The sequence below is a fragment of the Phenylobacterium sp. genome (genome assembly GCF_965284355.1).
In the GTDB taxonomy this organism is placed as follows: Bacteria; Pseudomonadota; Alphaproteobacteria; order Caulobacterales; family Caulobacteraceae; genus Phenylobacterium.
Genome location: NZ_OZ260078.1, coordinates 2,254,586 through 2,276,351, shown reverse-complemented (window position 1 = coordinate 2,276,351; position 21,766 = coordinate 2,254,586). Strand labels below are relative to the sequence as shown.

Here is a 21,766-nt window from a genome sequence, read left to right as displayed (position 1 = left end):
CGGCAGCTCGCCGCAGTTTAGCAACCCTGAGGCTTCGTTTTCGCGGCGGCCACCTCACGTTTCGCGCGGGCCAGGTCGGCGGCGAAGGCCGGCTCGGCGTGCAGTCGCGCCACCATCGCCGCGCCCAGTGTGCGGCCGGCCTCGACGTCCGAGATGAAGTGCACGCCGCAGATCATCCGGCTCTCGCCCGACTCGCGGCCGACGGTCAGCAGCGCGTCGGCCCGCGCGGGCGCCGCCTCGCTCAGCACCAGCGCCCACGACCAGGCCGTCATCGCGTGGCCGGACGGATAGGACGAGTTGGTCTTCATCCAGTCCTCGCGCGGCACGCAGACCGGCTTGTCATTGCCGATCAGGGGACGGAGGCGACCGTAAGCGTCCTTGGCCGGCGTGCCGACGGTGCGCACATCCAGCTCCATCCGGTGCAACATGCGCCAGGCCGCCGGGGTCTGGGTCGCGTTGATGTCGACGCCCAGGGCGCAAGAGAACCGCTTGATGGCGCCGCCGCCCCAGAGGTCGTTGTCCTGGATGGCCGTCTTCCACCGGGCCGTGCCCTCCAGCGCGCGGGTCTCGTCGAACAGCGCCCGGTCGGCCCTGCCGTGCGCGGAGTCGGGCGCCGGCGGCGGGCCCAGGATGGTCTTCCCGTCCAGCGGATTGGCCGCAAGGTAGCCCGTGAGCTGGGTGTCGCGAGGGCCCATCGAGACGTCGTCGGGCGTGTCGGACGACGCCGAGGCGCAGGCGGTGAGCGCGCAGATCGCGGCGGCGGTCAGCAGAGAGCGGAGCACGGTCAAGGTCCTGCCAGTGAAGCCCGCGATAGAACGGTCGGACGCGCGCGCGTGCAAGCGCGCCGTCGCATTTGCGAGCGAAAGCCGGATCGGCTAGAAGCGGCGACCTTGCGCGTCTGCCCGCACGCCCCCGGACCCGAGCGTCGCGCCTCCATGAATTCTGAAGGCTGATAGATGACCACCGCCCAACAAGTGCCGGGCCAGCTCTCCGGTAACGTCCTGTTCTATTCGAAGCCCGAGCCGCTGGCGAAGGAACTGCACTCCAAGCTCGGCGTGAAGCGCATGGACGGTCCGTTCAGCTTCGCCAAGGCCGGCCACGCCATTCCGCTGACCGTGGGCGAGTTCCCGCTGGCGGCGGTGACGGGTCCGATCATCTTCGTGGGCGACGAGAAGCTGCCGATCGCCGTGATGGGCTTGAACTCGGGTGAGAACATGTTCGTCAAGGACGACGGCACGTTCGAAAGCGGCATCTACATTCCAGCCTACGTGCGCCGCTATCCGTTCGTGTTCGCCAACGACGACGCGAACAAGCAGATGGTGCTGTGCATCGACCGCAACGCCGAGTTCATCGTCGAGTCGGGCTACGACATGCCGTTCTTCGACGAGAAGGGCGAGCCGACCGAGTACACGAAGAACTGCATCGAGTTCTGCAACAACTTCGAGATCGAGCGTCAGCGTACGATGGGCTTCGTCCAGATCCTGAAGGACCTGGACCTGTTCGAGACGAAGGAAGCCACCTTCACGCCGGCGAACCCCGACGGCACGCCCGGCGAGCCCCAGCGGATCGCGGAGTACTTCGGCGTCTCGGAAGAGAAGCTGAACGCCCTGCCGCACGCGAAATTCATCGAGCTGCGCGACAATGGCGCCCTGGGCCAGATCTACGCCCACATGCACTCGCTGGTCGGCTGGGACCGCCTGATCGCCCTGGCCATGACCAAGGCCGCCGCCGAGCAGCCGGCCAACCTGAACTAGGTGAGAGGCAGTCCCTCCCTTGATGGGGAGGGACAGGCCGCGTGAGCGGCCAGGTGGAGGGAGTCGCGATCAAGGTTCGACTCCGCGCCCTGGCCGCTACGGCCCCACTCTGCTCACCTTCGGCGAGCTGTCCCTCCCCATCAAGGGAGGGAAATCACCTCGAAAACACGCTCCGGGTCAGGCACGAGAAGACGAGCCGACCCGCCTCGTCGAGCAGGTCGTGCTGGGCGATGACGATGCCCTTGTCGTCGCCGACCGCATCCTTCGCCATCACCGTCATCCGGCCGCGCAGCAGCTCGCCCGGCGGCGGATTGCGCATCCAGCGCAGGGCGTCGACGCCCAGGCGCTTGGTCTGGCTGAAGTTGCTGGAGGCCATGGCGTCCAGCTTGGCCCAGATCGCGAAGACCATGGCGTCAGGCGCCCCCCGGTCGACCGTCCAGCCCGGTGTGAAGGCGGCCACGAAGGTGTCGAGCGCGGCGGCGTCCACGGCTGCGGCCCCCAGCGAAGCCACCTGGCCGATCTGGATGTCGTCGAAGGATGCGGGCAAGCGGAGGCTCCTGGTCTGGCGGAACGCGATTCTTAAGGATCATGGCCGTCGGACGCCACGAGTCGAGCCTTGCTTTGCGCCCGCGACATCCACGCGCCATATAGCGCCGGTAAAGGCATGTTGGCCTTTGAGGTGACGATGCGCTTTCTGCTGGGCCTCCTGTGCGCCCTTATTCTGCCCGCGATGGCTGCGGCCCAGCCCGTCAACACCGGGCACCTGACGGCCGAACTGGTCGCCTCGGCCCAGGGCGCAGCCCCCGGCCAGACCCTGGACGTGGCGTTGCGCCAGCAGATCCAGAAGGGCTGGCACACCTATTGGCGCAACGCCGGGGACTCCGGCGAGGCCACCAAGCTCACCTGGACCCTGCCCGCCGGGTGGAGCGCCTCGGACTTCACCTGGCCCGTCCCGCACCGGCTGCCGATCGGCCCCCTGGTGAACTACGGTTTCGAGGGGGAGGTGCTGCTGCCCGTCCGCCTCACCGTTCCGAGCAGCGCGGCGGTGGGCTCGACGGTGACGCTCAAGGCCAAGGCCGATTTTCTGGTCTGCGCCGACATCTGCATTCCCGAGAGCGCCAATCTCGAGCTGAAGCTGCCGGTCACCGCCGGTCCCGCGCCGGCCGACCCCGTCTGGGGCCCGAAGATCGCCAAGGCGCTGGCCGAGGCGCCCAAGCCCGCCGGGCTGGCCGGCGCGTTCCAAGTCGCCGGCGGCGCCCTGAAGCTCGCCATCACCGGCGCGCCGCTGAAGGGCGCGGACCTGTCCGAGGCCTACTTCTTCCCGTTCGCCGGGACCGTGATCGATCACGCCAAGCCGCAGACGATCGACCGCGGCCCCGAGGGCCTGACCCTCAGCATCACCCCCGGCTACGACTTCCAGGGCCCGACGCCGCCCAAGGAACTGGGCGGGGTGCTGGTCGTCGGCGGCAAGGGCTATGAGCTGACCGCCGTGGCGGGCCCGCTGCCGGCGACCGCCGCCGGCCTCGGGCCGCCGCCCGCCAAGGCCGGCCCGGCCGCCGCCGGGGCCGACCTGGGCCTGCTTTCGGCTGCCGCTTTCGCCTTCGTGGGCGGGTTGATCCTCAACCTGATGCCCTGCGTCTTCCCCGTGCTGGCCATGAAGGCCGCGTCGCTGGCCGGCCACGGCGGCGCGCACGGCGATGCACGGCGGCAGGGGCTGGCGTTCGGCGCCGGCGTGCTGGCCACCTTCCTGGGTCTGGCCGCGCTGCTCATCGCGCTGCGGGCGGCCGGCTCGGCCGTGGGCTGGGGCTTCCAGCTGCAGGATCCGCCGGTGGTCGCGGCGCTGGCCTTGCTCATGCTGCTGGTGGCGCTGAACCTCTCGGGCGTCTTCGAGGTCGGGACCTCGCTGCAGGGCGCGGGCTCGGGGCTGGCGTCTCGCGGGGGCTTGGCGGGCAGCTTCTTCACCGGCGCGCTCGCCGTCGCCGTGGCGGCGCCCTGCACCGCGCCGTTCATGGGCCCGGCCCTGGGCTGGGCCCTGACCCAGACGCCCGCCGCGGCGCTGACGGTTTTCCTGGCCCTGGGCCTGGGCTTCGCCGCGCCCTTCGTGGCCGTGGCCTTCGTGCCGGCGCTGGTCAACCGCCTGCCGCGCCCCGGCGCGTGGATGGACGGCTTCAAGAAGCTGCTGGCCTTCCCGATGTACGCGGCCGTCGCCTGGCTGGTCTGGGTGCTGACGGTGCAGATCGGTTCGGACGCCGTGCCGCGCATCCTGGGCGCCGCGGTGATCCTGGCCTTGGCCGCCTGGCTCTTCGGCATCGCCCAGCGTCGCCAGGCCGCGGGCGGACGCCCGGTCGCCGTAGCCGCCGCCGCGACCGTCCTGGCCGCCGCCGCAGTGGTCGGCGGGGCCTTCTGGCCGGCCTACGCGCTGCCCGAGGCTGCGCCTGAGGCCGCGAAGCTGGACGCCGAGGCCTACACGCCCGAGCGCCTGGCCGCGCTGCAGGCCGAGGGCCGCCCGGTGCTGGTCAACTACACCGCGGCCTGGTGCGTGAGCTGCCAGGTGAACGACCGGGTCGCGCTGTCGACGAAGTCGGTGGCCGACGCGCTCAGCCGCAACAACGCCGTCTACCTCAAGGCCGACTGGACCAAGCGCGACGGCGCCATCGCCGCCGAGCTGGCCCGCTTCGGTCGCGCGGGCGTGCCGCTCTACCTCGTGTATGGCGCGAAGGGGGGCGAACCCGCTATCCTCCCGTCGATCCTGACCTCCGGCGTCGTGGTGAAGGCCATCGACGCCGCAGGGCGCAACAGTTGATCCGCCTGCTCGTTTCTGACCGTCAGTCCATTCCGTCCAGGGAGCCGAACCGATGAACCGCCGCCTCGTGATCGCCCTTGCCGCCGCCTCGGCGCTTGTCGCCCCTGCCGCCATGGCCGCGCCGGTCGTGGGCCAGCCCGCCCCGACCTTCAGCGCCGTCGACGCCAACGGCAAGACCCGCTCGCTCGACGAATTCAAGGGCAAGACCGTCGTCCTGGAGTGGACCAACAGCGGCTGTCCGTACGTCCGCAAGCACTACGACAGCGGCAACATGCAGGGCCTGCAGGGTCAGGCGACGAAGGACGGCATGGTCTGGCTGACCGTCATCTCGTCCGCGCCGGGCATGCAGGGCTATGTGGCCGGCGCCGACGCCAAGGCCTGGAAGGCCAAGGAAAAGGCCGCCCACACCGGCCTGCTGCTCGACCCCAAGGGCGTCGTCGGCCGCGCCTACGAGGCCAAGACCACCCCGCACATGTACGTCATCGATAAGACCGGCAAGCTGGTCTACATGGGCGGCATCGACGACAAGGCCTCGTCCGATCCGGCCAGCCTGAAGGGCGCGACGAACTATGTCGCCGCCGCGCTGGCGGACGTGAAGGCCGGCCGCGCGGTGGCCCAGGCGGCCACGCGCCCCTACGGCTGCAGCGTGAAGTACGGCTCGGCCGGCTAAGAGGTATCGCTTGACCCCTGTCGACGCCGCCTGGGCGGCCCTCTCAAAGGCCGCCGAGGCCGCGCGCGGTCGCCGGATCGCCGGCCTGTTCGACGCCGAGCCCGACCGGCTATCGCACCTGACGCTTGCCGCGGCCGGGCTGGAGATCGACCTCTCCAAGCAGCCCTGGTCGCTGTCCGACCTCGAGGTGCTGCTGGACCTGGCGCACGCCTCGGGCGTCGACACCGCGCGGGCCGGGCTGTTCGCCGGCGGGATCGTCAACGCCTCGGAAGGCCGACCGGCCCTGCACATGGCGCTGCGCGCCGCCGACGGCGCCGACTATCGCGCGGCGGGCCAACCGGTGTCGCGCGAGGTCGAGGCCATCCGCAATGCGATGCGCGCCTTCGTCGACCAGGTGCGTTCGGGCGTCCGTCACGGCTGCACGGGCAAGCCGTTCCGCGCCATCGTCCATATCGGCATCGGGGGCTCCGACCTGGGTCCCCGCTTCGTCTGGGAAGCGCTCAAGCCGCTGGATCCGCCGATCGACCTGCGCTTCACCGCCAACGTCGATCCCGCCGAACTGGCCCAGGCCCTGACCGGCCTCGATCCGGCCGAGACGATGATCGTCACGGTCTCGAAGACCTTCACGACGCTTGAGACGCTCACCAACGCCGAGGTCGGCCGCGCCTGGCTGCGCGCCAGCCTGGGCCCGGCCAGCGACAGCCACCTGGTCGCCGTATCGGCCGCGCCCGACAAGGCTCAGGCGTTCGGCGTGCCCGCCGACCAGGTGTTCGGCTTCTGGGACTGGGTGGGCGGTCGCTATTCGATCTGGTCGTCGGTCGGCCTCTCGTGCGCTGTCGCCCTGGGCTACGACGTGTTCGAGCGCATGCTGGCGGGCGCCCGGGCCATGGACGCTCACTTCAAGTCCGCGCCCCTGGCCCTGAACGCCCCGGTGCTGCTGGCGCTGGCGCACATCTTCAACCGCAACGGCCTGGGGCGGCCCATCCGCGCCGTGGTGCCCTACGCCCAGCGCCTGCGCCTCTTCGCGGCCTTCCTCCAGCAGCTGGAGATGGAATCGAACGGCAAGCGGGTCACCGCCGACGGCCGCCCCGCGCCGCACGCCACGGCCGCCAGCGTGTTCGGCGACGCCGGCACCAACGGCCAGCACGCCTTCTTCCAGCTGCTGCACCAGGGGACCGACGTGATCCCTGTCGACCTCGTGGCCGTCCACCGCGGGACCGAGGGCGACATCGACGGCCAGACCAAGCTGCTGGCCAACGCCATCGCCCAGGCCGAGGCGCTGATGGTGGGTCGCTCGGAAGCCGACGTCCGCGCTGAGCTCACCGCCGCCGGCCGCAGCGCCGAAGAGATCGACATGCTGGCCCCCCAGCGCACCTTCCCCGGCGACCGGCCCACCAGCTTCATCCTGCTGGAGCGCCTGGACCCCGAACGCCTGGGGGCCCTGATCGCCCTCTACGAGCACAAGACGTTCGTCGAGGGCGTGCTCTGGGGAATCAACAGCTTCGACCAGTGGGGCGTCGAACTGGGCAAGTCGCTGGCGACCCGCGTGCTGGGCGAACTGAACGGCGGCCCCGCCGGCGCGCACGACCCGTCGACCCGGGCGTTGATCGCCCGGTTGAAGTCCTAGTCCTGGCTGTCATCTTCCCGTCATGACGCTGGCCACGCCGGCCGCCGGAGTCGCGAGATCCGGGGGCCATGATCATATCGTCGATGTCCTGATCGCCGAGCGGGCGCCCAGGCTCGCGGGCGGACCGTTCTGGCCGATCGCGCGCCCGCTGCTGTACGCCCTGCTGGACTACGCCAAGGCCCGGCGTATGGCCGACGCGATTCATCCGATGCCCGGCGCCAAGGCCCTGGCCTACGTGTCGGACCTGCTGGCGCTGAAGGTGGCCGCCGCCGGCCTGGAGAGAATCCCCGCCGCCGGCCGGGTGGTGCTGGTCTGCAATCACCCCACGGGCATCGCGGACGGCGTGGCGGTCTACGACGCCGTCAGGCCGCTGCGCCCGGATATCTGCTTCTACGCCAACGCCGACGCGCACCGGGTCTCGCCAGGCTTCGGCGAGGTGCTGATTCCGGTGGAATGGGTCGACGCCAAGCGGACCCGCGAGAAGACCCGCGCCACGCTGACGATGACCCGCGAGGCGCTGGACGCCGAGCGATGCCTGGCGATCTTCCCGGCCGGCCGCCTGGCCCGCAAGGAGCCTGACGGCACGCTGGCCGACCCGGAGTGGATGTCCTCGGCGGTCTCGATCGCCCGCAAGTACGAGGCCCCTGTCGTGCCGATCCACGTGGCAGGGCCTTGGTCGGCGATGTTCCACTTCTTCCACGGCTTCTCGACCGAGCTGCGCGACATCACCCTCTTCCACGAGCTGCTGAACAAGCGCGGCCGCGAATTCGCCCTTACGGTCGGGCATCCGATTCCTCCCGGGCAGCTGGACGGCGATCCGGGCGAGGTGACCGTGCGCCTGAAGGCGTTCGTCGAGCGCGACCTGCCGGCCGATCCCGACCGGCGCTTCGCATGATCCCGCCCCCATGAACCTGGCGGACGAGGCGGCGACCGGGCGGCTGGGCCAGGCGGTGGCGGCGCAGCTGCGGCCGGGCGAGGCGGTCTGCCTGACGGGGCCGTTGGGCGCCGGCAAGTCCACCTTGGCGCGGGCCCTGGTGCGGGCGCTCACGACCCCGGACGAGGAGGTTCCCAGCCCGACCTTCACCCTGGTGCAGTTCTACGAGGGCCCGCGGCTCGCGGTGGCCCATTTCGACCTCTACCGCCTGTCCGACCCCGACGAGGCTTATGAGATCGGGCTGGACGAGGCGCTGGACGCCGGCGCGGCGGTGATCGAGTGGCCCGAGCGCCTTGAGGGTCGCCTGCCGCCCGACCGACTCGATATAGAGATCGCCCTCGCCCAAGATGGCGGGCGCACAGCGCGGCTCACGCCGCATGGCGCCTGGGAAGGACGTGACCTTGAGTTCTGAGCGCGAGGCCATGAAGGCCGGGTTCCTGAAGGCCGCCGGTTTCGGCGACGCCCGCCGCCAGCCTCTGGGCGGCGACGCCTCCACGCGCCAGTACGAACGGCTGCATCGCGACGGCCAGACCTTCATCTTCATGGACCAGCCGCCGTCGCTGGAGACCGCGCCCTGTCCGCCCGCGGCCACGCCGGCCGAGCGCGAGGCGCTGGGCTACAACGCTTTGGCCCGCCTCGCCGCCGGCCGGGTCGACGCCTTCATCGCTACCGCGGGCTGGCTGCGCGACCAGGGGCTGTCGGCGCCGGCGATCCTGGCCGCCGAGCCGGCCCAGGGCCTGGCCGTGCTGGAAGATCTGGGCGACGACCTGTTCGCCAGCCTCATCCAGGCCGGGCAGGACGAAGCGCCGCTGTACGACGCCGCCATCTCGGCGCTGGCGAAGATCCATGAGGCGCCGGTCGGCGACGTGCTGTCGTATGACGGCGTGACCTGGCCCTTCCTGACCTACGACGAGACCGCGCTGGCCACCGCCGACCGGCTGCTGGTCGAATGGCTGCCCAAGCTGAAGCCCCAGCTCGCCTTCGGCCCCGAGGCCGGCGCCGAGTGGGAGGCGGTCTGGACGCCGGTCCGAGCCTATGGCGCGGCGAACGCCACCGTTTTCTGCCATCGCGACTACCACGCCGAGAACCTGCTCTGGCTGCCTGGCCGCGAGGGCCCGGCCCGCGTCGGCCTCATCGATTTCCAGGACGCCGTCAGGGCGCATCCGGCGTGGGACATGTCTATGCTGCTGCACGACGCGCGCCGCCAGGTGACGCCGGAGCGGCAGGAGGCCTGCCTGGCCGCCTATTTCGCGTTGCGGCCCCAGGTCGACCGCGCCGGGTTCCTGGCTGATTTCCACGCCCTGGGGGCGCTCAACATCTGCCGGATCCTGGGGATCTTCGCTCGCCTGACCACGCGGGACAAGAAGCCGAAGTACGCGACGCTGATGCCGCGGCTCTGGGGCTACCTGGACCGCTGCCTGGTCGATCCCGACCTCGCGCCGCTGAAGGCCTGGCTTGACCGTCACGTTCCCGCCGAGGCGCGCGCGTGACGCCTGGGCCCCGGACCGCGATGGTGCTGGCCGCCGGCCTGGGCACGCGCATGCGGCCGCTGACCGACGCCATGCCCAAGGCCCTCGTGCCGGTGGGCGGCAAGGCGCTGATCGACCATGTCCTGGACCGCCTGCATGACGCGGGCGTCGAGCGGGTGGTGGTCAACGTCCACCATCTGGCCGACCAGATGGAAGCCCACCTTGCCGCGCGCCGCGACCTGGAGGTGCTGATATCGGATGAGCGGGCCGAACTCCTTGATTCCGGCGGCGGCATCCGGCACGCCGCCGACAAGCTGGGGCGCGAGCCCGTCTACGTGGCGAATATCGACAGCCTCTGGATCGAGGGCGCGACGCCGGCGCTCGAGACGCTCAAGGCCGCCTGGGATCCGGCCGCCATGGACATCCTGCTCTTGCTGGTGAAGCGCGGGCAGGGCATCGGGTTCGAAGGGCCGCAAGGCTTCTTCCGCGACGACGAAGGCCGGCTGACCCACTCCACCGCGCCCCAGCCCGCGACGCCCTTCGCCAACATGGGCATCGCCATCCTCAAGCCCGAACTGCTGGACGACCAGCCGGCCGGCGCCTTCTCGATCATCCCGATCTGGCATCGGCTGCAGGCTGAGGGCCGGCTGCACGGCGCCGTGATGGACGGCTTCTGGATGCACGTCGGCGACCCCGGCGCCCGCGACCTGGCCGAAGCCAAGCTGCGCGAGGCGGCGCAGGCCTCATGACTCCCGCCTTCTTCGAGCAGCCGGGCTCGCGCTGGTTCAACATCCCGGCGCACCGGCCGTTCGCGGAAGACCTGGCCCAGGGCCTCTACGACGCGCTCGCGCCCATGGGCCCCGAGGCCCTGGCCGACGCCGTCGTCCTGACCCCCACCCGCCGGGGCGCCCGCGCCCTGGCCGACGCCTTCATCAAGGCCGCGGGCGGCCGCGCCGTCCTGCCGCCCCAGATGCGTCCGCTGGGCGACCTGGAGGCCGGCGAGCCGCCGTTCGAGCCCGGCGATCTGGTGCTGGACCTGCCGGCCGCCATCGACCCGCTGCGCCGCCGGTTCGAACTGGTGCGACTGGTCGCCGAACTGTCCGACGATGTGCCGGGCGGCGTGCACAGCGCCGGCGCGGCGCTCGACCTGGCCGACGCCCTGGGCGCGTTCCTGGACAGCCTCCAGATCGAGGAGATCGACGTGCGCGGCGCCCTGGTCGACCTCGCGCCCGGCGACCTCGCGAAGCACTGGGACATTTCGCGCCGGTTCCTGGACCGGGCGCTCGAGGCCTGGCCCCGTCGCCTCGACGAGCTGGGCGTGGTGGATGTCAGCGAACGTCGCGTGCGCCTGCTGAACCGTCTGGCCGAGCGGTGGTCCGACAGGCCGCCGCAGGGCGTCCTGGTCGCCGCCGGCTCCACGGGCACCGCGCCCGCCACCCGCGCCCTGATGATCGCCATCGCCGCGGCGCCCAGGGGCGCGGTCGTGCTGCCGGGCGTGGACGTCAATCTGGCCGAGAAGGCCTGGCGCAAGGTCGACGTGCAGCATCCCCAGGGCGCGCTGCGTCGTCTGCTCGACACCGCGCGCGTGACCCGCGAGCAGGTGGCGATCTGGCCCGCCTCCACCGCCGAGACCGCCGCCCAGCGCTGGCGTCGCCGGGTGGTCAACGAGGCGCTGCGGCCGGCCGAGGAGACCGCTGACTGGCTGCACGTCATCGACGACCTGCGCGCCCAGGACCCCGACGCCATCGCCGAGGCGCTGAAGGGCCTGTCGCTGGTCAGCGCCCGCACAGAGGAGGAGGCGGCCACCGTCGCCGCGCTGCTGCTGCGCGAGGCGCTGGAGACGCCCGAGCGAACCGCCGCCCTGGTGACGCCCGACCAGCGGATCGCGCGCCGCGTCGCCGCCAAGCTGGCCCGCTGGGGGGTGGTCCCCGACTCATCGGCCGGCGAAAGCCTCGCCGGGTCGGCTTGCGGCGCCTTGGCGAGCCTCCTGGCGCGGGCCGCCGTCGATCCCGTCGATCCCGTGGCGTTGCTGGGCCTCTTGAAGCACCCCTTCACGCGCCTGGGCGACCCCACCAGGTTGGAGCGCCACGCCCTGCGCGGCGCCCGCGCCCGCACCTGGGACGAGCTCAAGGGGCGCCTCCTCGCCAAGGATCGGGGCGGCAAAGAACGCGCCCCTCAGGCCCTGCCGCTGGCCGAGCGGCTGCAGGCCATCGTCGAGGCCCTGACGTGGCCTCGTGACGGCTACGACGCCCCCGCTGCGGTCACCCTGCGCCTGGTCACCGCCATGGAAGCCCTGGCGACCGGCGAGGATGGGCGGACCGGCGACCTGTGGGCGGGTCATGCCGGGGAGGCGATGTCGCGTCTGCTGTCGGGCCTGATGCGCGAGGGCCAGGATCTGCCCGAAGTGACCCCCCGCCAGTACGCCGATCTGCTGCAGCGGCTGATGTCGGGCGAAACGGTGCGTTCGGGCGGCGCCACGCACCCGCGTCTACGCATCCTGGGCGCCATCGAGGCTCGTCTGGTCCGCGCTGATCGGCTGGTGGTGGCCGGGCTGGAGGAGGGGGTCTGGCCGGCCGCCGCGCCCACCGATCCGTTCCTGTCGCGGCCCATGCGCGAGACCCTGGGCCTGCCGTCGCCAGAGCGTCGCATCGGCCTGGCCGCGCACGACTTCGCCCAGGCGGTCTGCGCCCCCGAGGTGGTCCTGCTGCATACCGAGCGTCGCGACGGCCAGCCGGCGGTGAAGTCGCGCTGGCTGTGGCGACTGGAGACCCTGGCCAAGGGCGCGGGGCTGGAGATCCCCGGCCGCCCCGAGGCCCTGGCCTGGGCCGCCGCGCTGGACGCGCCCGGCCCCTACACGCCCTATCCGAGGCCCTCGCCAAAGCCGCCCGTCGAGGCCCGCCCCACCGAACTGTTCGCCACCCGCGTCGAGACCCTGACCCGCGACCCCTACGCCGTCTGGGCGCGCGACATCCTCCAGCTGCGCCTGATCGAGCGCCCCGACGAAGAGGTGGAGGCCCGCGCCCGCGGCACCGCCATCCACGCGGCTTTCGAACGCTTCGTCCTCGACTGGCCCGCGGCGCTGCCGCCGAATGCCGCCGCGATCTTCCGCAGCCTCTATCTGCACGAGCTGGAGAAGGCCGGCATGCCGCCCGACAAGCTGGCCACGGAGACCGCGCTCGCGGTCGAAGCTGGAGCGTGGGTCGCCGACATGGAGACCCGGCGTCGCGCGGATGGCCGTCGGCTGCATGTGGAGAAGGAGGGCAAGCTCACCCTTGAGATCGCGGGGCGGCCCTTCACGCTCGCCGCCAAGGCCGACCGCATCGAGGTCTCGCCCGACGGCCTGGGCCACGTGCTGGACTACAAGACCGGCCGCGCGCCGTCGAAGCGGATGGTTCAGACCGGCTTCTCGCCCCAGCTCACCCTGACGGCCGCCATTCTGGAAGGCGGCGGCTTCAAGGACATCGGCCGCGTCACGGCCGGCGACCTGACCTATCTCGAGATCACCGGCCGTCGCCCGGCCGGTCGCGAGGAGGTGCGCGCCGCGCCCGACGGCGACGGCGACAAGACCCTTAACACCCGCGAGGCCGTCGACGCCGCCCTGCAGGGCCTGGACAAGCTGATCACCCGCTACGCCGACCCGGCCCAGGGCTACACCTCGCGCACGGCGCCTCAGTTCGTGAAGATGTACGTCTCGGACTACGACCACCTGGCCCGCGTCTTCGAGTGGTCCACCAGCGGCGAGGAAGACGAATGAGCAACGTCGTCGACCTCTTCACCATCGCCGAGACGCGCGATCCTCAGGAGGAAGCGGCCGATCCGACCTTGTCGGTGTTCGTCACCGCCAACGCCGGCTCGGGTAAGACCAAGACCCTGATCGATCGCGTGGCGCGCCTGCTGCTCGGCGGCGCCAAGCCCGAGACGATCCTCTGCGTCACCTACACCAAGGCCGCCGCGTCCGAGATGCAGCGGCGGCTCTACGAGCGGCTGGGGGGATGGTCGGTGGCCAGCGACGCCGAGCTGCGCGACGCCCTGGGCAAGCTGCGCTCGCGCGCGCCCAAGAGCTTCGACGCGCAGGACCTGTCCGAGGCCCGCAGCCTGTTCGCCGCCGCCCTGGAGACGCCCGGCGGCCTGAAGATCCAGACGATCCACGCCTTCTGCGAGAAGGTGCTGAAGCGCTTCCCGATAGAGGCCGAAGTCCCGCCCGGCTTTCGGGTGATGGACGAGCCGGCCGCCGCCGCCGTGGCCGCCGCCGCGCGGCGCAACGTGGCCCACCGCGTCCTGAATGTGCCCGGCGAACTGGCCGACGCCTACGGCCGCCTCGCGGTCTCGCTCGACTTCCGCCGCTTCCAGGCGATGTTCGCAGAGTTCGAGAATCGCCGGGGCGCTTTGGCCACGTTCTTCGACCGGCAAGGCGGCCTGGAGGGCGCCAAGGGCTGGGTCTGGCGCGCCGTCGACATCCCGCCGGATACCGACCCCGAAGCGCTGGCTGCCGAGGCGATGGCGCGCCTGGATCGCCACATGTACCGCCGCGCCGCCGAGGCGCTGCAGCCTGGCGGCAAGACCGACGCCCAGCGGGCCGCCGACCTGATGGCCCTCGCCGCCGACGCGCATCCGTCGCTGGACGATGCGGTCGACCTCTTCTTCACGAAGGAGGACGAGCCCCGGAAGTGGGTCGAGACGGCCAAGCGGCTGCAGACCGAGCCCGCCGTCCGCGCCTTCCTGCTCGAGGAGCAGGAGCGGCTGCACAACCTGCGCCAGCGCTTGCGCGCCGCCCAGGTCGGTCGCGACAGCATCGACGCCCTCAGCCTCGCCCACGCCTACCTGCACGCCTACCGCATCGAGAAGGAGGCCTCGGGCGCCCTCGACTTCGCCGACCTCGTCGAGAAGACCTGCGCGCTGCTGCAGGACGATGCGGCCGCCTGGGTGCTCTACAAGCTGGACGGTGGCGTCGACCACATCCTGCTGGACGAGGCCCAGGACACCGCGCCCGAGCAGTGGGCGATCATCGACGCGCTGACGGACGACTTCTTCTCGGGCGCCGGTCGGCCGCGAAAGGCGCGCGATCTGGCGCGGGGCGTGTTCGTGGTGGGCGACCGCAAGCAGTCGATCTACTCGTTCCAGGGCGCGCGGCCCGAGCTGCTGGCCGACAAGTTCCTGTTCTACCGCGACCGCGCCGCCGGCGCCGGCCATCCGGTGAAGCGGATCGACCTCCTGAAATCCTGGCGTTCGACGCCCCAGGTGCTGGGGTTCGTGGACGCCGTCTTCACGCCCGCCCACCTGGTCGAGGCGGTCCAGCCCGGCGATGCCGTCGTCCACGAGGTGGCGCCCCCGCGCCAGGAACACCTGGGCTGCGTCGACGTCTGGGACATGGAGGTCGACCGGAAGGGCCAGGAGCGCGGCGCCTGGGACGCCCCGCTGGACCTGGAATCCGAGGACAGCGCCAATCGCCGCCTGGCCCGGCGGATCGCGACCGAGATCGACGGCCTGATCGCCCGTGGCGAAGGCGTCTACGACGAGAAGACCCAGCAGCTGCGCGCCGCCACCGCCGGCGACGTGCTGATCCTGGTGCGCCGCCGGGGCGCCCTGTTCGAGGAGATCCTGCGCGAGCTGAAGCACAAGCGCCTGCCCGTAGCCGGCGCCGACCGGCTGTCGCTGTCGGGCCACATCATCTTCGACGACCTGCTGGCGCTGGCCCGCTTCGCCCTGTTCCCCGGCGACGACCTGACCCTGGCCGCGCTGTTGAAGAGCCCGTTCTGCGGGCTGGACGACGACGGCCTCTACGATCTGGCCTACGGCCGATCGGCCGGCCTGTGGGCCACGCTGCGCAACCGCGCGCACGAGGCGCCCGCCTGGGCCGCCGCCGAGCGCTTCCTGCAGCTGGCCCGCGACACGGCGCGCGGGTCGCGGCCGTTCGAGTTCTACGTCCGCCTGGTCGAGCACGTCGGACCTGACGGCCGCTCGATGCGCCAGCGCCTGCTGGGCCGGCTGGGCGCCGAGGCCAAGGACGCCCTGGACGAGTTCCTGAACCAGGTGCTGGCGGCCGAGGAGCGCGGCGCCCACGACCTGGAGAGCCTGGCCGACGAGCTATCGGGCCTGGAGATCCTGGTGAAGCGCGAGATGGAGGCCTCGCGCGACGAGGTCCGGGTCATGACCGCCCACGGCGCCAAGGGCCTGGAGGCGCCGATCGTCTTCCTGCCCGAGACCAACCTGGCCGGCGCCCAGCGCGGCTCGCCGTTGATGGCCATCGACCGCGGGCCCGAGGGCCAGGGGTTCCTCTGGAGCGCGCGGTCGGCCAACGACTGCCCGCCCACCACCGCCGCCCGCAAGCTGCGCGCCGACCGCGAGGAGGCCGAGGCCTATCGTCTGCTCTATGTGGCCCTGACCCGGGCCCGCGACCGCCTGGTGCTGTGCGGCCGCCGCGCCGAGCGCACGGATCCCGACAAGCTGAAGGGCTGGTGGGGCGCGATCCGCGACGCGGTCACTGACGCAGGCCTGGCCGACCAGGTGCGCGAACTGGAGGACGACGCCGGGGGCCGGTTCCGCCGCTATGGTCCCGATCCCCAGCGGGTCCGCGCCCGCCCGGTCGTCCCGGGGCCCGCGCCCGAGCTGCCGGGCTGGGCCCGCGCCGTCGCCAAGGCCGAGGCCTTCGCCCGCTACGCCTCGCCGTCCGACCTGGGCGAGGGCGTGGTCGCCGCCGCCCCGTCGCCTCTGGCCGAGGCCACCGGCCTGGGCCGCTTCCGCCGCGGCGACATCGTCCACCGCCTTCTGCAGCTGCTGCCCGACCTGCCGACGTCCGAGCGCGCGGCGGGCTCTGCGGCGCTGCTGGCCCGCGAGCCCGACCTCACCGACGCCCAGCGGGCAGCCGGCCGCGGCCGCGCTGTCGGTTCTTGAGGATTCGCGCTTCGCCGAGGTGTTCGGCCCGGGCTCGCGCGCCGAGGTGGCCGTCGCGGGGACTGCCGCCGCCCTGCCGCCCGGCCTGCGCATCTCGGGGCGCATCGACCGCCTGGTGGTGCTGCCCGACCGGGTGCTGGTGGTGGACTTCAAGACCAACCGGCCCTCGCCCGACCGCATCGAGGACGCCGACCCGGCCTATCTGCGCCAGATGGCGCTCTACGCCGCCGTCCTCGCCGACATCTTTCCGGGCCGCCGGATCGAGGCCGCCATCGTCTGGACCGACGGCCCGAAGCTGATGCCGGTTCCAGAAATCCTGTTGGCCCAAACCCTTGCCGACCTCCGCCGTGACGGTTGATACAAGGCAGGAGCCCGCCTACATGGCCGGATCAAGACGTGCGGAATCTCGTTAGGATGAACGCCGCGCGATAGGAGTTACCCGATGAGCACCGTGAAGGTCACCGACGACACCTTCCAGGCCGACGTCCTGCAATCCGAGACCCCCGTCCTGGTGGACTTCTGGGCCGAGTGGTGCGGCCCCTGCAAGCAGATCGCGCCCGCCCTGGAACAGCTCGCCGCCGAGCTGGAAGGCAAGGTCACGATCGCCAAGCTCGACATCGAGCAAAGCCCGACCACCCCCTCGCGCTACGGCGTGCGCGGCATCCCCACCATGATGCTGTTCAAGGGCGGCCAGATGGCCTCGATGAAGGTCGGCGCCATGCCCAAGCAGAAGATTCTGGAGTGGCTGACCGAAGCGGGCGTCGCGGCGTAGGCGGCGCCATCCCTCCCTGGATGGGGAGGGACAAATGGCAAGGCCATCAGGGTGAGGGAGTATCGATCCTCCCCACCCTTCGAGCTTTGGCCCGTAATTCCTCGCCCTGGCGACTGGCGCGGCTTGCGCCTCTCCATCAAGGGAGGGGCGAGCGCTTCGGCTTCCGGCGGCCCGCCAAATAGTTCACGACGCGGCTGACGATCAGCCAGCCGATGAGCCAGCCGAACATCACTTCCGGGCCCCGGCCGTAGACGTGCACCAGTCCCGCGAGCACCACGAGGCCCGCCGCCAGGGTGACCAGCCATGGGATCGGCAGCGCCAGGCGCCAGGTGCGTTTTCCGAACATCAGCTCAACTCGGCCACGTCTCGGGGCTCATCGCCAGCACTTCGCCGGCGAAGTGCAGGCCGCCGCAGATCAGCACGTGCGGCGCCGGGCCGTCCATCTCCATCGCCCGCGCCACGCCGTCCATGACGTTGGACGACGTCTCGGGCGACAGGCCGGCCTTCACCGCCGCCGCGACCAGCTCCTCGGCGCTCGCGGCGATAGGGCTGTCGAAGGTGGTGCAGATCACCCGTGGCCGCATCTCGGCGAACGGGCGGAAGAAGCCCTCGGCGTCCTTGCGGGCGAACATGCCCGTCACCAGCACCAGCGGGCGCGGATCGCGGTCGACGATGCGGCTCGCCGCCTCGGCCAGCGCGCGCCCGGCGTGCGGATTGTGCCCGCCGTCCAGCCACAGGTCTGCGCCCCGCGCCTTGGCGAGTTCGGCCAGCGGCCCGGCCGTCAGCCTCTGCATCCGCGCGGGCCAGACGGTCGAGGTCATGCCCGCGCCCAGCACTTCGTCCGACAGCTCGCGGTCGAAGGTGAGCGCCGCGGCCACCGCCACGCCCGCATTGTCAAACTGATAGCCGCCGAACAGGCTGGGCGCCGGCAGGTCCAGCAGCCGGTCGGGCATCTGCACCAGAAGCCGCCCGCGTTCCTCCCAGGCGTCGAAGTCGCGGCCCATCAGCAGCATGGGCGCCATGCGGTCATCCGCCTCGCGCTCGATCATCTCCAGCGCTTCATCTTGCTGGCGGGCGACCACGACGGGGCGGCCGTGCTTGATGATCCCGGCCTTCTCCCAGGCGATCTTGGACAGGCCCGGCCCCAGCATCTCCACGTGATCGTAGTCGACCGGCGTGATCACGCTGACCGCCGGCGCCTCGAAAATGTTGGTGGCGTCGAAGCGGCCGCCCAGGCCCACCTCCACGATGCAGACGTCTGCCGGGGTCTCGGCGAAGGCCAGGTAGGCCAGGACCGTGGTGATCTCGAAGAAGCTGATCGGCTCGCCGGCGTTGGCGGCCTCCAGCCGGTCGGTGAGCTCGGTGAGCTGCGCATCGGTGATCAGCTTGCCGGCCAGCCGGATCCGTTCGGCGAACCGCACGAGGTGCGGCGACGTCAGGCAGTGCGCACTGAGGCCCGCGGCCTCGGCGATGGCGCGCAGGTAGGCCACCGTCGAGCCCTTGCCGTTGGTGCCCGCCACATGGATCACCGGCGGCAGCTTCAGGTCGGGCCGGCCCACCGCCGCCAGCAGCCGCTCGACGCGGCCGGTGGTCAGGTCGATCAGGGTCGGATGATTGGCGCGCAGGCGCTGGATCACCGCGTCGGAGGCGCGGATCGGGTCGTGTCCGGGATCGGGCGGCAAGGTGCTCATCTGGCCTCCTCACCCATAGGGGGAGGGGGACCGCCGAAGGCGGTGGAGGGGGAGCAAGGCGCTCGCTGAGTCCGGCGGCAAGCCCCCTCCACCATGCTGCGCATGGTTCCCCTCCCCCAGCGGGGGAGGAGGGTTGGGACCCCGGTGCTCAAGTCCTCAGGCGGCGGAACGGCGCTCACGCCCCATCATAAGGGTCTTCATGATCGATCCCAGCTTTTCCGGGATGTCGGCGCGTTTCACCACCTGGTCGACCATGCCGTGCTCGACCAGGAACTCCGAGCGCTGGAAGCTGGCGGGCAGGGTCTCGCGGATGGTCTGCTCGATCACGCGCCGGCCCGAGAAGCCGATGGTGGCGTTGGGCTCGGCCAGGTGCACGTCGCCCAGCATGGCGTACGAGGCGCTGACGCCGCCGGTGGTGGGGTCGGTGAACACCACGATGTAGGGCAGGCCCGCCGACTTGACCTCGTTCAGCGCCAGGGTGGTCCGGGCCATCTGCATCAGGGACAGCGTCCCCTCCTGCATGCGCGCGCCGCCCGACGCGGTGAAGATCACCAGCGGGACCTCGCGCCTCACGGCCTCCTTGGCCGCCTTCACGAAGGTCTCGCCGGCGGCCATGCCCAGCGATCCGCCCATGAAGAAGAAGTCCTGCACGATCACCACGGCCTCCTGGCCCGCGATCTTGCCGAACGCGATGGCCATGGAGTCCTGCTCGCCGGTGGCCTTGCGGGCCGCCTTCAGGCGCTCGGGGTAGGGCTTGTCATCGGGGAACCGCAGGGGGTCTTCCACGACCTCGGGGGTGGAGATGCGCTCGAACCGGCCGTCGTCGAAGGTGTACTGCAGGCGCAGCTTCGAGCCGATCCGCATGTGATTGCCCGACGGCGTCACCCACAGCGCCGCCTCCAGGTCGGGCCGGTACAGCATCTCGCCGCTGTCCGGATCCTTCACCCACAGGTTCTCGGGCGTGTCCTTCTTGGTCAGGCCCCGAACGCCGGGGGCAATGCGGGAGAGCCAGCCGCGGCGTCGCTCGGAGGTGGGCGCACGCCCAGGCTTGTCGTTTCGCTGTTCAGCCATCGCCATGATGTTGTTTAGGCCGGGACCCGACGCGCGAGGCGCACAGCCTGGGCAAGGGAAGCCACTTTGGAAAGCACTCGCGCGGTCACGTCTTCGTTCAATTTCACCGCTTCAGCCACTTCGTCCACCAGCGCGGACCCCACGACCACCGCATCGGCGACCTTGGCGATGGCGCCGGCGCGCTCGGGCGTCTTGATGCCGAAGCCCACGGCGACCGGAAGTCCCGAGGCCTTGCGCACGCGTGCGACGTGCGGCGCCACGGCGTCGGCGTCGGCTTCCTTCACCCCGGTCACGCCGGCGACCGACACATAGTAGACGAAGCCCGAGGTGCGGCGGATCACGATCGGCAGGCGCTGATCGTCGGTGGTGGGCGTGGCCAGGCGGATCAGCGACAGCTGGTTTGCGTCCAGCGCGTCGGCCAGGTCTTCGGCCTCCTCGGGCGGCAGGTCGACGACGATCACGCCGTCCACCCCGGCCGCGGCCGCGTCGCGCGCGAAGGCCTCGTAGCCCCAGGTGACCAGCGGGTTGGTGTAGCCCATCAGGATGATCGGCGTGTCCTGGTCGTCCTCGCGGAACGCCGCGATCGCCGCCAGCGTGCCCGCCAGCGTCATGCCCTTGGCCAGCGCCCGCTGGGCGGCCCGCTGGATCGGCGGGCCCTCGGCCATGGGGTCGGAGAACGGGAAACCCACCTCGATCACGTCGGCGCCGGCGGCCGGCAGGCCCTTCAGGATCTTCGCCGCCGTCTCGGGATCGGGGTCGCCGGCCATCACATAGCTGACGAAGGCCGCGCGGCCTTCCGCTTTCAGCGCGGCGAAGCGCGCGTCGATACGGGCCTTGGTCAACTCTGCCGCCCCCTAGATCTGACGGCCAAGGTGCGCGGCCACCGTGTTCACGTCCTTGTCGCCACGACCGGACAGGTTCAGCACCACGATGCCGTCCTTGCCGACGTCGCGGGCGACGTCGCCGATGCGGGCCAGGGCGTGCGCGCTCTCGATGGCCGGCAGGATGCCCTCCAACTTCGACAGCAGCATGAAAGCCTCCAGCGACTCGGCGTCGGTGGCGGTCATGTAGGTGGCGCGGCCCACGTCGTGCAGCCACGAGTGCTCCGGCCCGATGCCGGGATAGTCCAGGCCGGCCGAGATCGAATGGGCCTCGGTGATCTGGCCTTCGCGGTCCTGCAGCAGGTAGGTCATGTTGCCGTGGAGCACGCCCGGGCGGCCGCCGTTGATGGCCGCGGCGTGCCGGTCGGTGTCCATGCCGTCGCCGGCCGCCTCGACGCCGATCAGCTTCACGCCGTCGTCGTTCAGGAAGGGGTGGAAGATGCCGATCGCATTGGAACCGCCGCCCACACAGGCGACCACCGCGTCGGGCAGCCGGCCCTCGATCTCCAGGATCTGCTGGCGCGTCTCGCGGCCGATCACCGCCTGGAAGTCGCGGACCATCTCGGGATAGGGGTGCATGCCGGCCGCGGTGCCGATCATGTAATAGGTGTCGTGGACGTTGGTGACCCAGTCGCGCAGGGCCTCGTTCATGGCGTCCTTCAGGGTCGCCGACCCCGAGGTGACAGCCTCGACCTTGGCGCCCAGCAGGTTCATGCGGAACACGTTCGGCTTCTGCCGCTCGACGTCCACCGCGCCCATGTAGACGATGCAGGGCAGGCCGAAGCGCGCGCAGACGGTGGCGCTGGCCACGCCGTGCTGGCCGGCGCCGGTCTCGGCGATGATCCGGGTCTTGCCCATGCGGCGGGCCAGCAGGATCTGGCCCATGCAGTTGTTGATCTTGTGCGAGCCGGTGTGATTCAGCTCTTCGCGCTTCAGATAGATCTTCGCGCCGCCGTAGTGCTGCGTCAGCCGCTCGGCGAAATAGAGCGGCGAGGGCCGGCCCACATAGTGGGTCAGGAAGCCCTTCAGCTCGGCCTGGAACGCCGGATCGACCTTGGCCGCATTCCAGGCGGCCGTCAGGTCGTGGACCAGCGGCATCAGGGTTTCGGGCACGTACTGGCCGCCGTAGTCGCCGAAGCGTCCACGGGCGTCAGGGAAGGCGGCGTAGTCGTTGGGTCGTGTGGGCGCGTTCATGGTCGGCAA

19 protein-coding genes are annotated in these 21,766 nt (G+C 71.3%); 12 read left to right on the top strand and 7 right to left on the bottom strand.

All coding sequences use genetic code 11. The features are described 5' to 3' along the window. Positions 1–17 precede the first annotated feature (17 nt). On the bottom strand, positions 18–782 hold the full coding sequence (locus ACQ66R_RS11035) for an acid phosphatase (RefSeq protein ID WP_430421903.1): 765 nt from the start codon (positions 780–782) through the stop codon (positions 18–20). A 174-nt stretch (positions 783–956) separates the two neighbouring features. Between ACQ66R_RS11035 and ACQ66R_RS11030 the strand changes: the two genes are divergently transcribed. Then, entirely contained in the window at positions 957–1,754 is a 798-nt protein-coding gene (locus ACQ66R_RS11030) for a SapC family protein (RefSeq protein ID WP_430421901.1), read from the top strand. Positions 1,755–1,908: 154 nt separating this feature from the next. On the opposite strand, the gene ACQ66R_RS11025 is transcribed toward ACQ66R_RS11030, so the two are convergent. Next, the gene (locus tag ACQ66R_RS11025) at positions 1,909–2,301 is read right to left on the bottom strand and encodes an acyl dehydratase (RefSeq protein WP_430421899.1); all 393 of its coding nucleotides are present in this window, start codon (positions 2,299–2,301) and stop codon (positions 1,909–1,911) included. 138 nt (positions 2,302–2,439) lie between these two features. Between ACQ66R_RS11025 and ACQ66R_RS11020 the strand changes: the two genes are divergently transcribed. The 11 genes from ACQ66R_RS11020 to trxA all read left to right on the top strand — a co-directional run bounded on the left by ACQ66R_RS11020 (position 2,440) and on the right by trxA (position 16,920). Next, positions 2,440–4,557, top strand: a complete 2,118-nt coding sequence (locus ACQ66R_RS11020; RefSeq protein ID WP_430421897.1) for a protein-disulfide reductase DsbD family protein — start codon at positions 2,440–2,442, stop codon at positions 4,555–4,557. A gap of 52 nt (positions 4,558–4,609) precedes the next feature. Further along, positions 4,610–5,227 carry a redoxin domain-containing protein gene (locus tag ACQ66R_RS11015; protein WP_430421896.1) on the top strand — a complete coding sequence of 206 codons (618 nt, stop codon included), beginning with the start codon at positions 4,610–4,612 and terminating at the stop codon, positions 5,225–5,227. 10 nt (positions 5,228–5,237) lie between these two features. After that, positions 5,238–6,854 (top strand): glucose-6-phosphate isomerase, encoded by a 1,617-nt coding sequence (gene pgi, locus ACQ66R_RS11010; RefSeq protein WP_430421894.1) that lies wholly within the window; start codon positions 5,238–5,240, stop codon positions 6,852–6,854. Between the two features lie 22 nt (positions 6,855–6,876). Then, positions 6,877–7,749, top strand: coding sequence for a GNAT family N-acetyltransferase (locus ACQ66R_RS11005; RefSeq protein ID WP_430421892.1), 873 nt, complete (start codon positions 6,877–6,879; stop codon positions 7,747–7,749). A 10-nt stretch (positions 7,750–7,759) separates the two neighbouring features. After that, entirely contained in the window at positions 7,760–8,200 is a 441-nt protein-coding gene (tsaE, locus tag ACQ66R_RS11000; protein WP_430421891.1) for a tRNA (adenosine(37)-N6)-threonylcarbamoyltransferase complex ATPase subunit type 1 TsaE, read from the top strand. After that, the gene (gene amgK, locus ACQ66R_RS10995; protein ID WP_430421889.1) at positions 8,184–9,278 is read left to right on the top strand and encodes an N-acetylmuramate/N-acetylglucosamine kinase AmgK; all 1,095 of its coding nucleotides are present in this window, start codon (positions 8,184–8,186) and stop codon (positions 9,276–9,278) included. Before tsaE ends, amgK begins: the two co-directional genes overlap by 17 nt. Next, entirely contained in the window at positions 9,275–10,006 is a 732-nt protein-coding gene (locus tag ACQ66R_RS10990) for a nucleotidyltransferase family protein (RefSeq protein WP_430421887.1), read from the top strand. The genes amgK and ACQ66R_RS10990 overlap by 4 nt, the downstream gene beginning before the upstream one ends. Further along, positions 10,003–13,011, top strand: a complete 3,009-nt coding sequence (addB, locus tag ACQ66R_RS10985; protein WP_430421886.1) for a double-strand break repair protein AddB — start codon at positions 10,003–10,005, stop codon at positions 13,009–13,011. Before ACQ66R_RS10990 ends, addB begins: the two co-directional genes overlap by 4 nt. After that, positions 13,008–16,148 carry a double-strand break repair helicase AddA gene (gene addA, locus ACQ66R_RS10980; protein ID WP_430421884.1) on the top strand — a complete coding sequence of 1,047 codons (3,141 nt, stop codon included), beginning with the start codon at positions 13,008–13,010 and terminating at the stop codon, positions 16,146–16,148. Before addB ends, addA begins: the two co-directional genes overlap by 4 nt. Further along, positions 16,069–16,506: a PD-(D/E)XK nuclease family protein gene (locus ACQ66R_RS10975; RefSeq protein WP_430426265.1), complete on the top strand. Its 438-nt coding sequence runs from the start codon at positions 16,069–16,071 to the stop codon at positions 16,504–16,506. The genes addA and ACQ66R_RS10975 overlap by 80 nt, the downstream gene beginning before the upstream one ends. Positions 16,507–16,590: 84 nt before the next feature. Beyond that, complete coding sequence (gene trxA / locus ACQ66R_RS10970) at positions 16,591–16,920, top strand: thioredoxin (protein WP_293360493.1); 330 nt, start codon at positions 16,591–16,593, stop codon at positions 16,918–16,920. 136 nt (positions 16,921–17,056) lie between these two features. On the opposite strand, the gene ACQ66R_RS10965 is transcribed toward trxA, so the two are convergent. The 5 genes from ACQ66R_RS10965 to trpB form a co-directional block, all read right to left on the bottom strand. Further along, entirely contained in the window at positions 17,057–17,266 is a 210-nt protein-coding gene (locus tag ACQ66R_RS10965; RefSeq protein ID WP_430421881.1) for a hypothetical protein, read from the bottom strand. Between the two features lie 4 nt (positions 17,267–17,270). Further along, positions 17,271–18,611: a bifunctional folylpolyglutamate synthase/dihydrofolate synthase gene (locus ACQ66R_RS10960; protein WP_430421879.1), complete on the bottom strand. Its 1,341-nt coding sequence runs from the start codon at positions 18,609–18,611 to the stop codon at positions 17,271–17,273. A gap of 156 nt (positions 18,612–18,767) precedes the next feature. Further along, positions 18,768–19,688 (bottom strand): acetyl-CoA carboxylase carboxyltransferase subunit beta, encoded by a 921-nt coding sequence (locus ACQ66R_RS10955; protein WP_430421877.1) that lies wholly within the window; start codon positions 19,686–19,688, stop codon positions 18,768–18,770. A gap of 8 nt (positions 19,689–19,696) precedes the next feature. Next, the gene (trpA, locus tag ACQ66R_RS10950; protein ID WP_430421875.1) at positions 19,697–20,524 is read right to left on the bottom strand and encodes a tryptophan synthase subunit alpha; all 828 of its coding nucleotides are present in this window, start codon (positions 20,522–20,524) and stop codon (positions 19,697–19,699) included. Positions 20,525–20,536: 12 nt separating this feature from the next. After that, on the bottom strand, positions 20,537–21,757 hold the full coding sequence (trpB, locus tag ACQ66R_RS10945) for a tryptophan synthase subunit beta (protein WP_430421873.1): 1,221 nt from the start codon (positions 21,755–21,757) through the stop codon (positions 20,537–20,539). Between the last annotated feature and the right edge of the window lie 9 nt (positions 21,758–21,766).

Bases quoted from the DNA above. Each gene is read 5' to 3' on its own strand.
- ACQ66R_RS10960 (WP_430421879.1), bottom strand. From the start codon at position 18,611: ATGAGCACCTTGCCGCCCGATCCCGGACACGACCCGATCCGCGCCTCC.
- addB (WP_430421886.1), top strand. From the start codon at position 10,003: ATGACTCCCGCCTTCTTCGAGCAGCCGGGCTCGCGCTGGTTCAACATC.
- ACQ66R_RS11030 (WP_430421901.1), top strand. From the start codon at position 957: ATGACCACCGCCCAACAAGTGCCGGGCCAGCTCTCCGGTAACGTCCTG.
- tsaE (WP_430421891.1), top strand. From the start codon at position 7,760: ATGAACCTGGCGGACGAGGCGGCGACCGGGCGGCTGGGCCAGGCGGTG.
- ACQ66R_RS10955 (WP_430421877.1), bottom strand. From the start codon at position 19,688: ATGGCGATGGCTGAACAGCGAAACGACAAGCCTGGGCGTGCGCCCACC.
- ACQ66R_RS11015 (WP_430421896.1), top strand. From the start codon at position 4,610: ATGAACCGCCGCCTCGTGATCGCCCTTGCCGCCGCCTCGGCGCTTGTC.
- trxA (WP_293360493.1), top strand. From the start codon at position 16,591: ATGAGCACCGTGAAGGTCACCGACGACACCTTCCAGGCCGACGTCCTG.
- addA (WP_430421884.1), top strand. From the start codon at position 13,008: ATGAGCAACGTCGTCGACCTCTTCACCATCGCCGAGACGCGCGATCCT.
- ACQ66R_RS10965 (WP_430421881.1), bottom strand. From the start codon at position 17,266: ATGTTCGGAAAACGCACCTGGCGCCTGGCGCTGCCGATCCCATGGCTG.
- trpB (WP_430421873.1), bottom strand. From the start codon at position 21,757: ATGAACGCGCCCACACGACCCAACGACTACGCCGCCTTCCCTGACGCC.
- ACQ66R_RS11005 (WP_430421892.1), top strand. From the start codon at position 6,877: ATGACGCTGGCCACGCCGGCCGCCGGAGTCGCGAGATCCGGGGGCCAT.
- ACQ66R_RS11020 (WP_430421897.1), top strand. From the start codon at position 2,440: ATGCGCTTTCTGCTGGGCCTCCTGTGCGCCCTTATTCTGCCCGCGATG.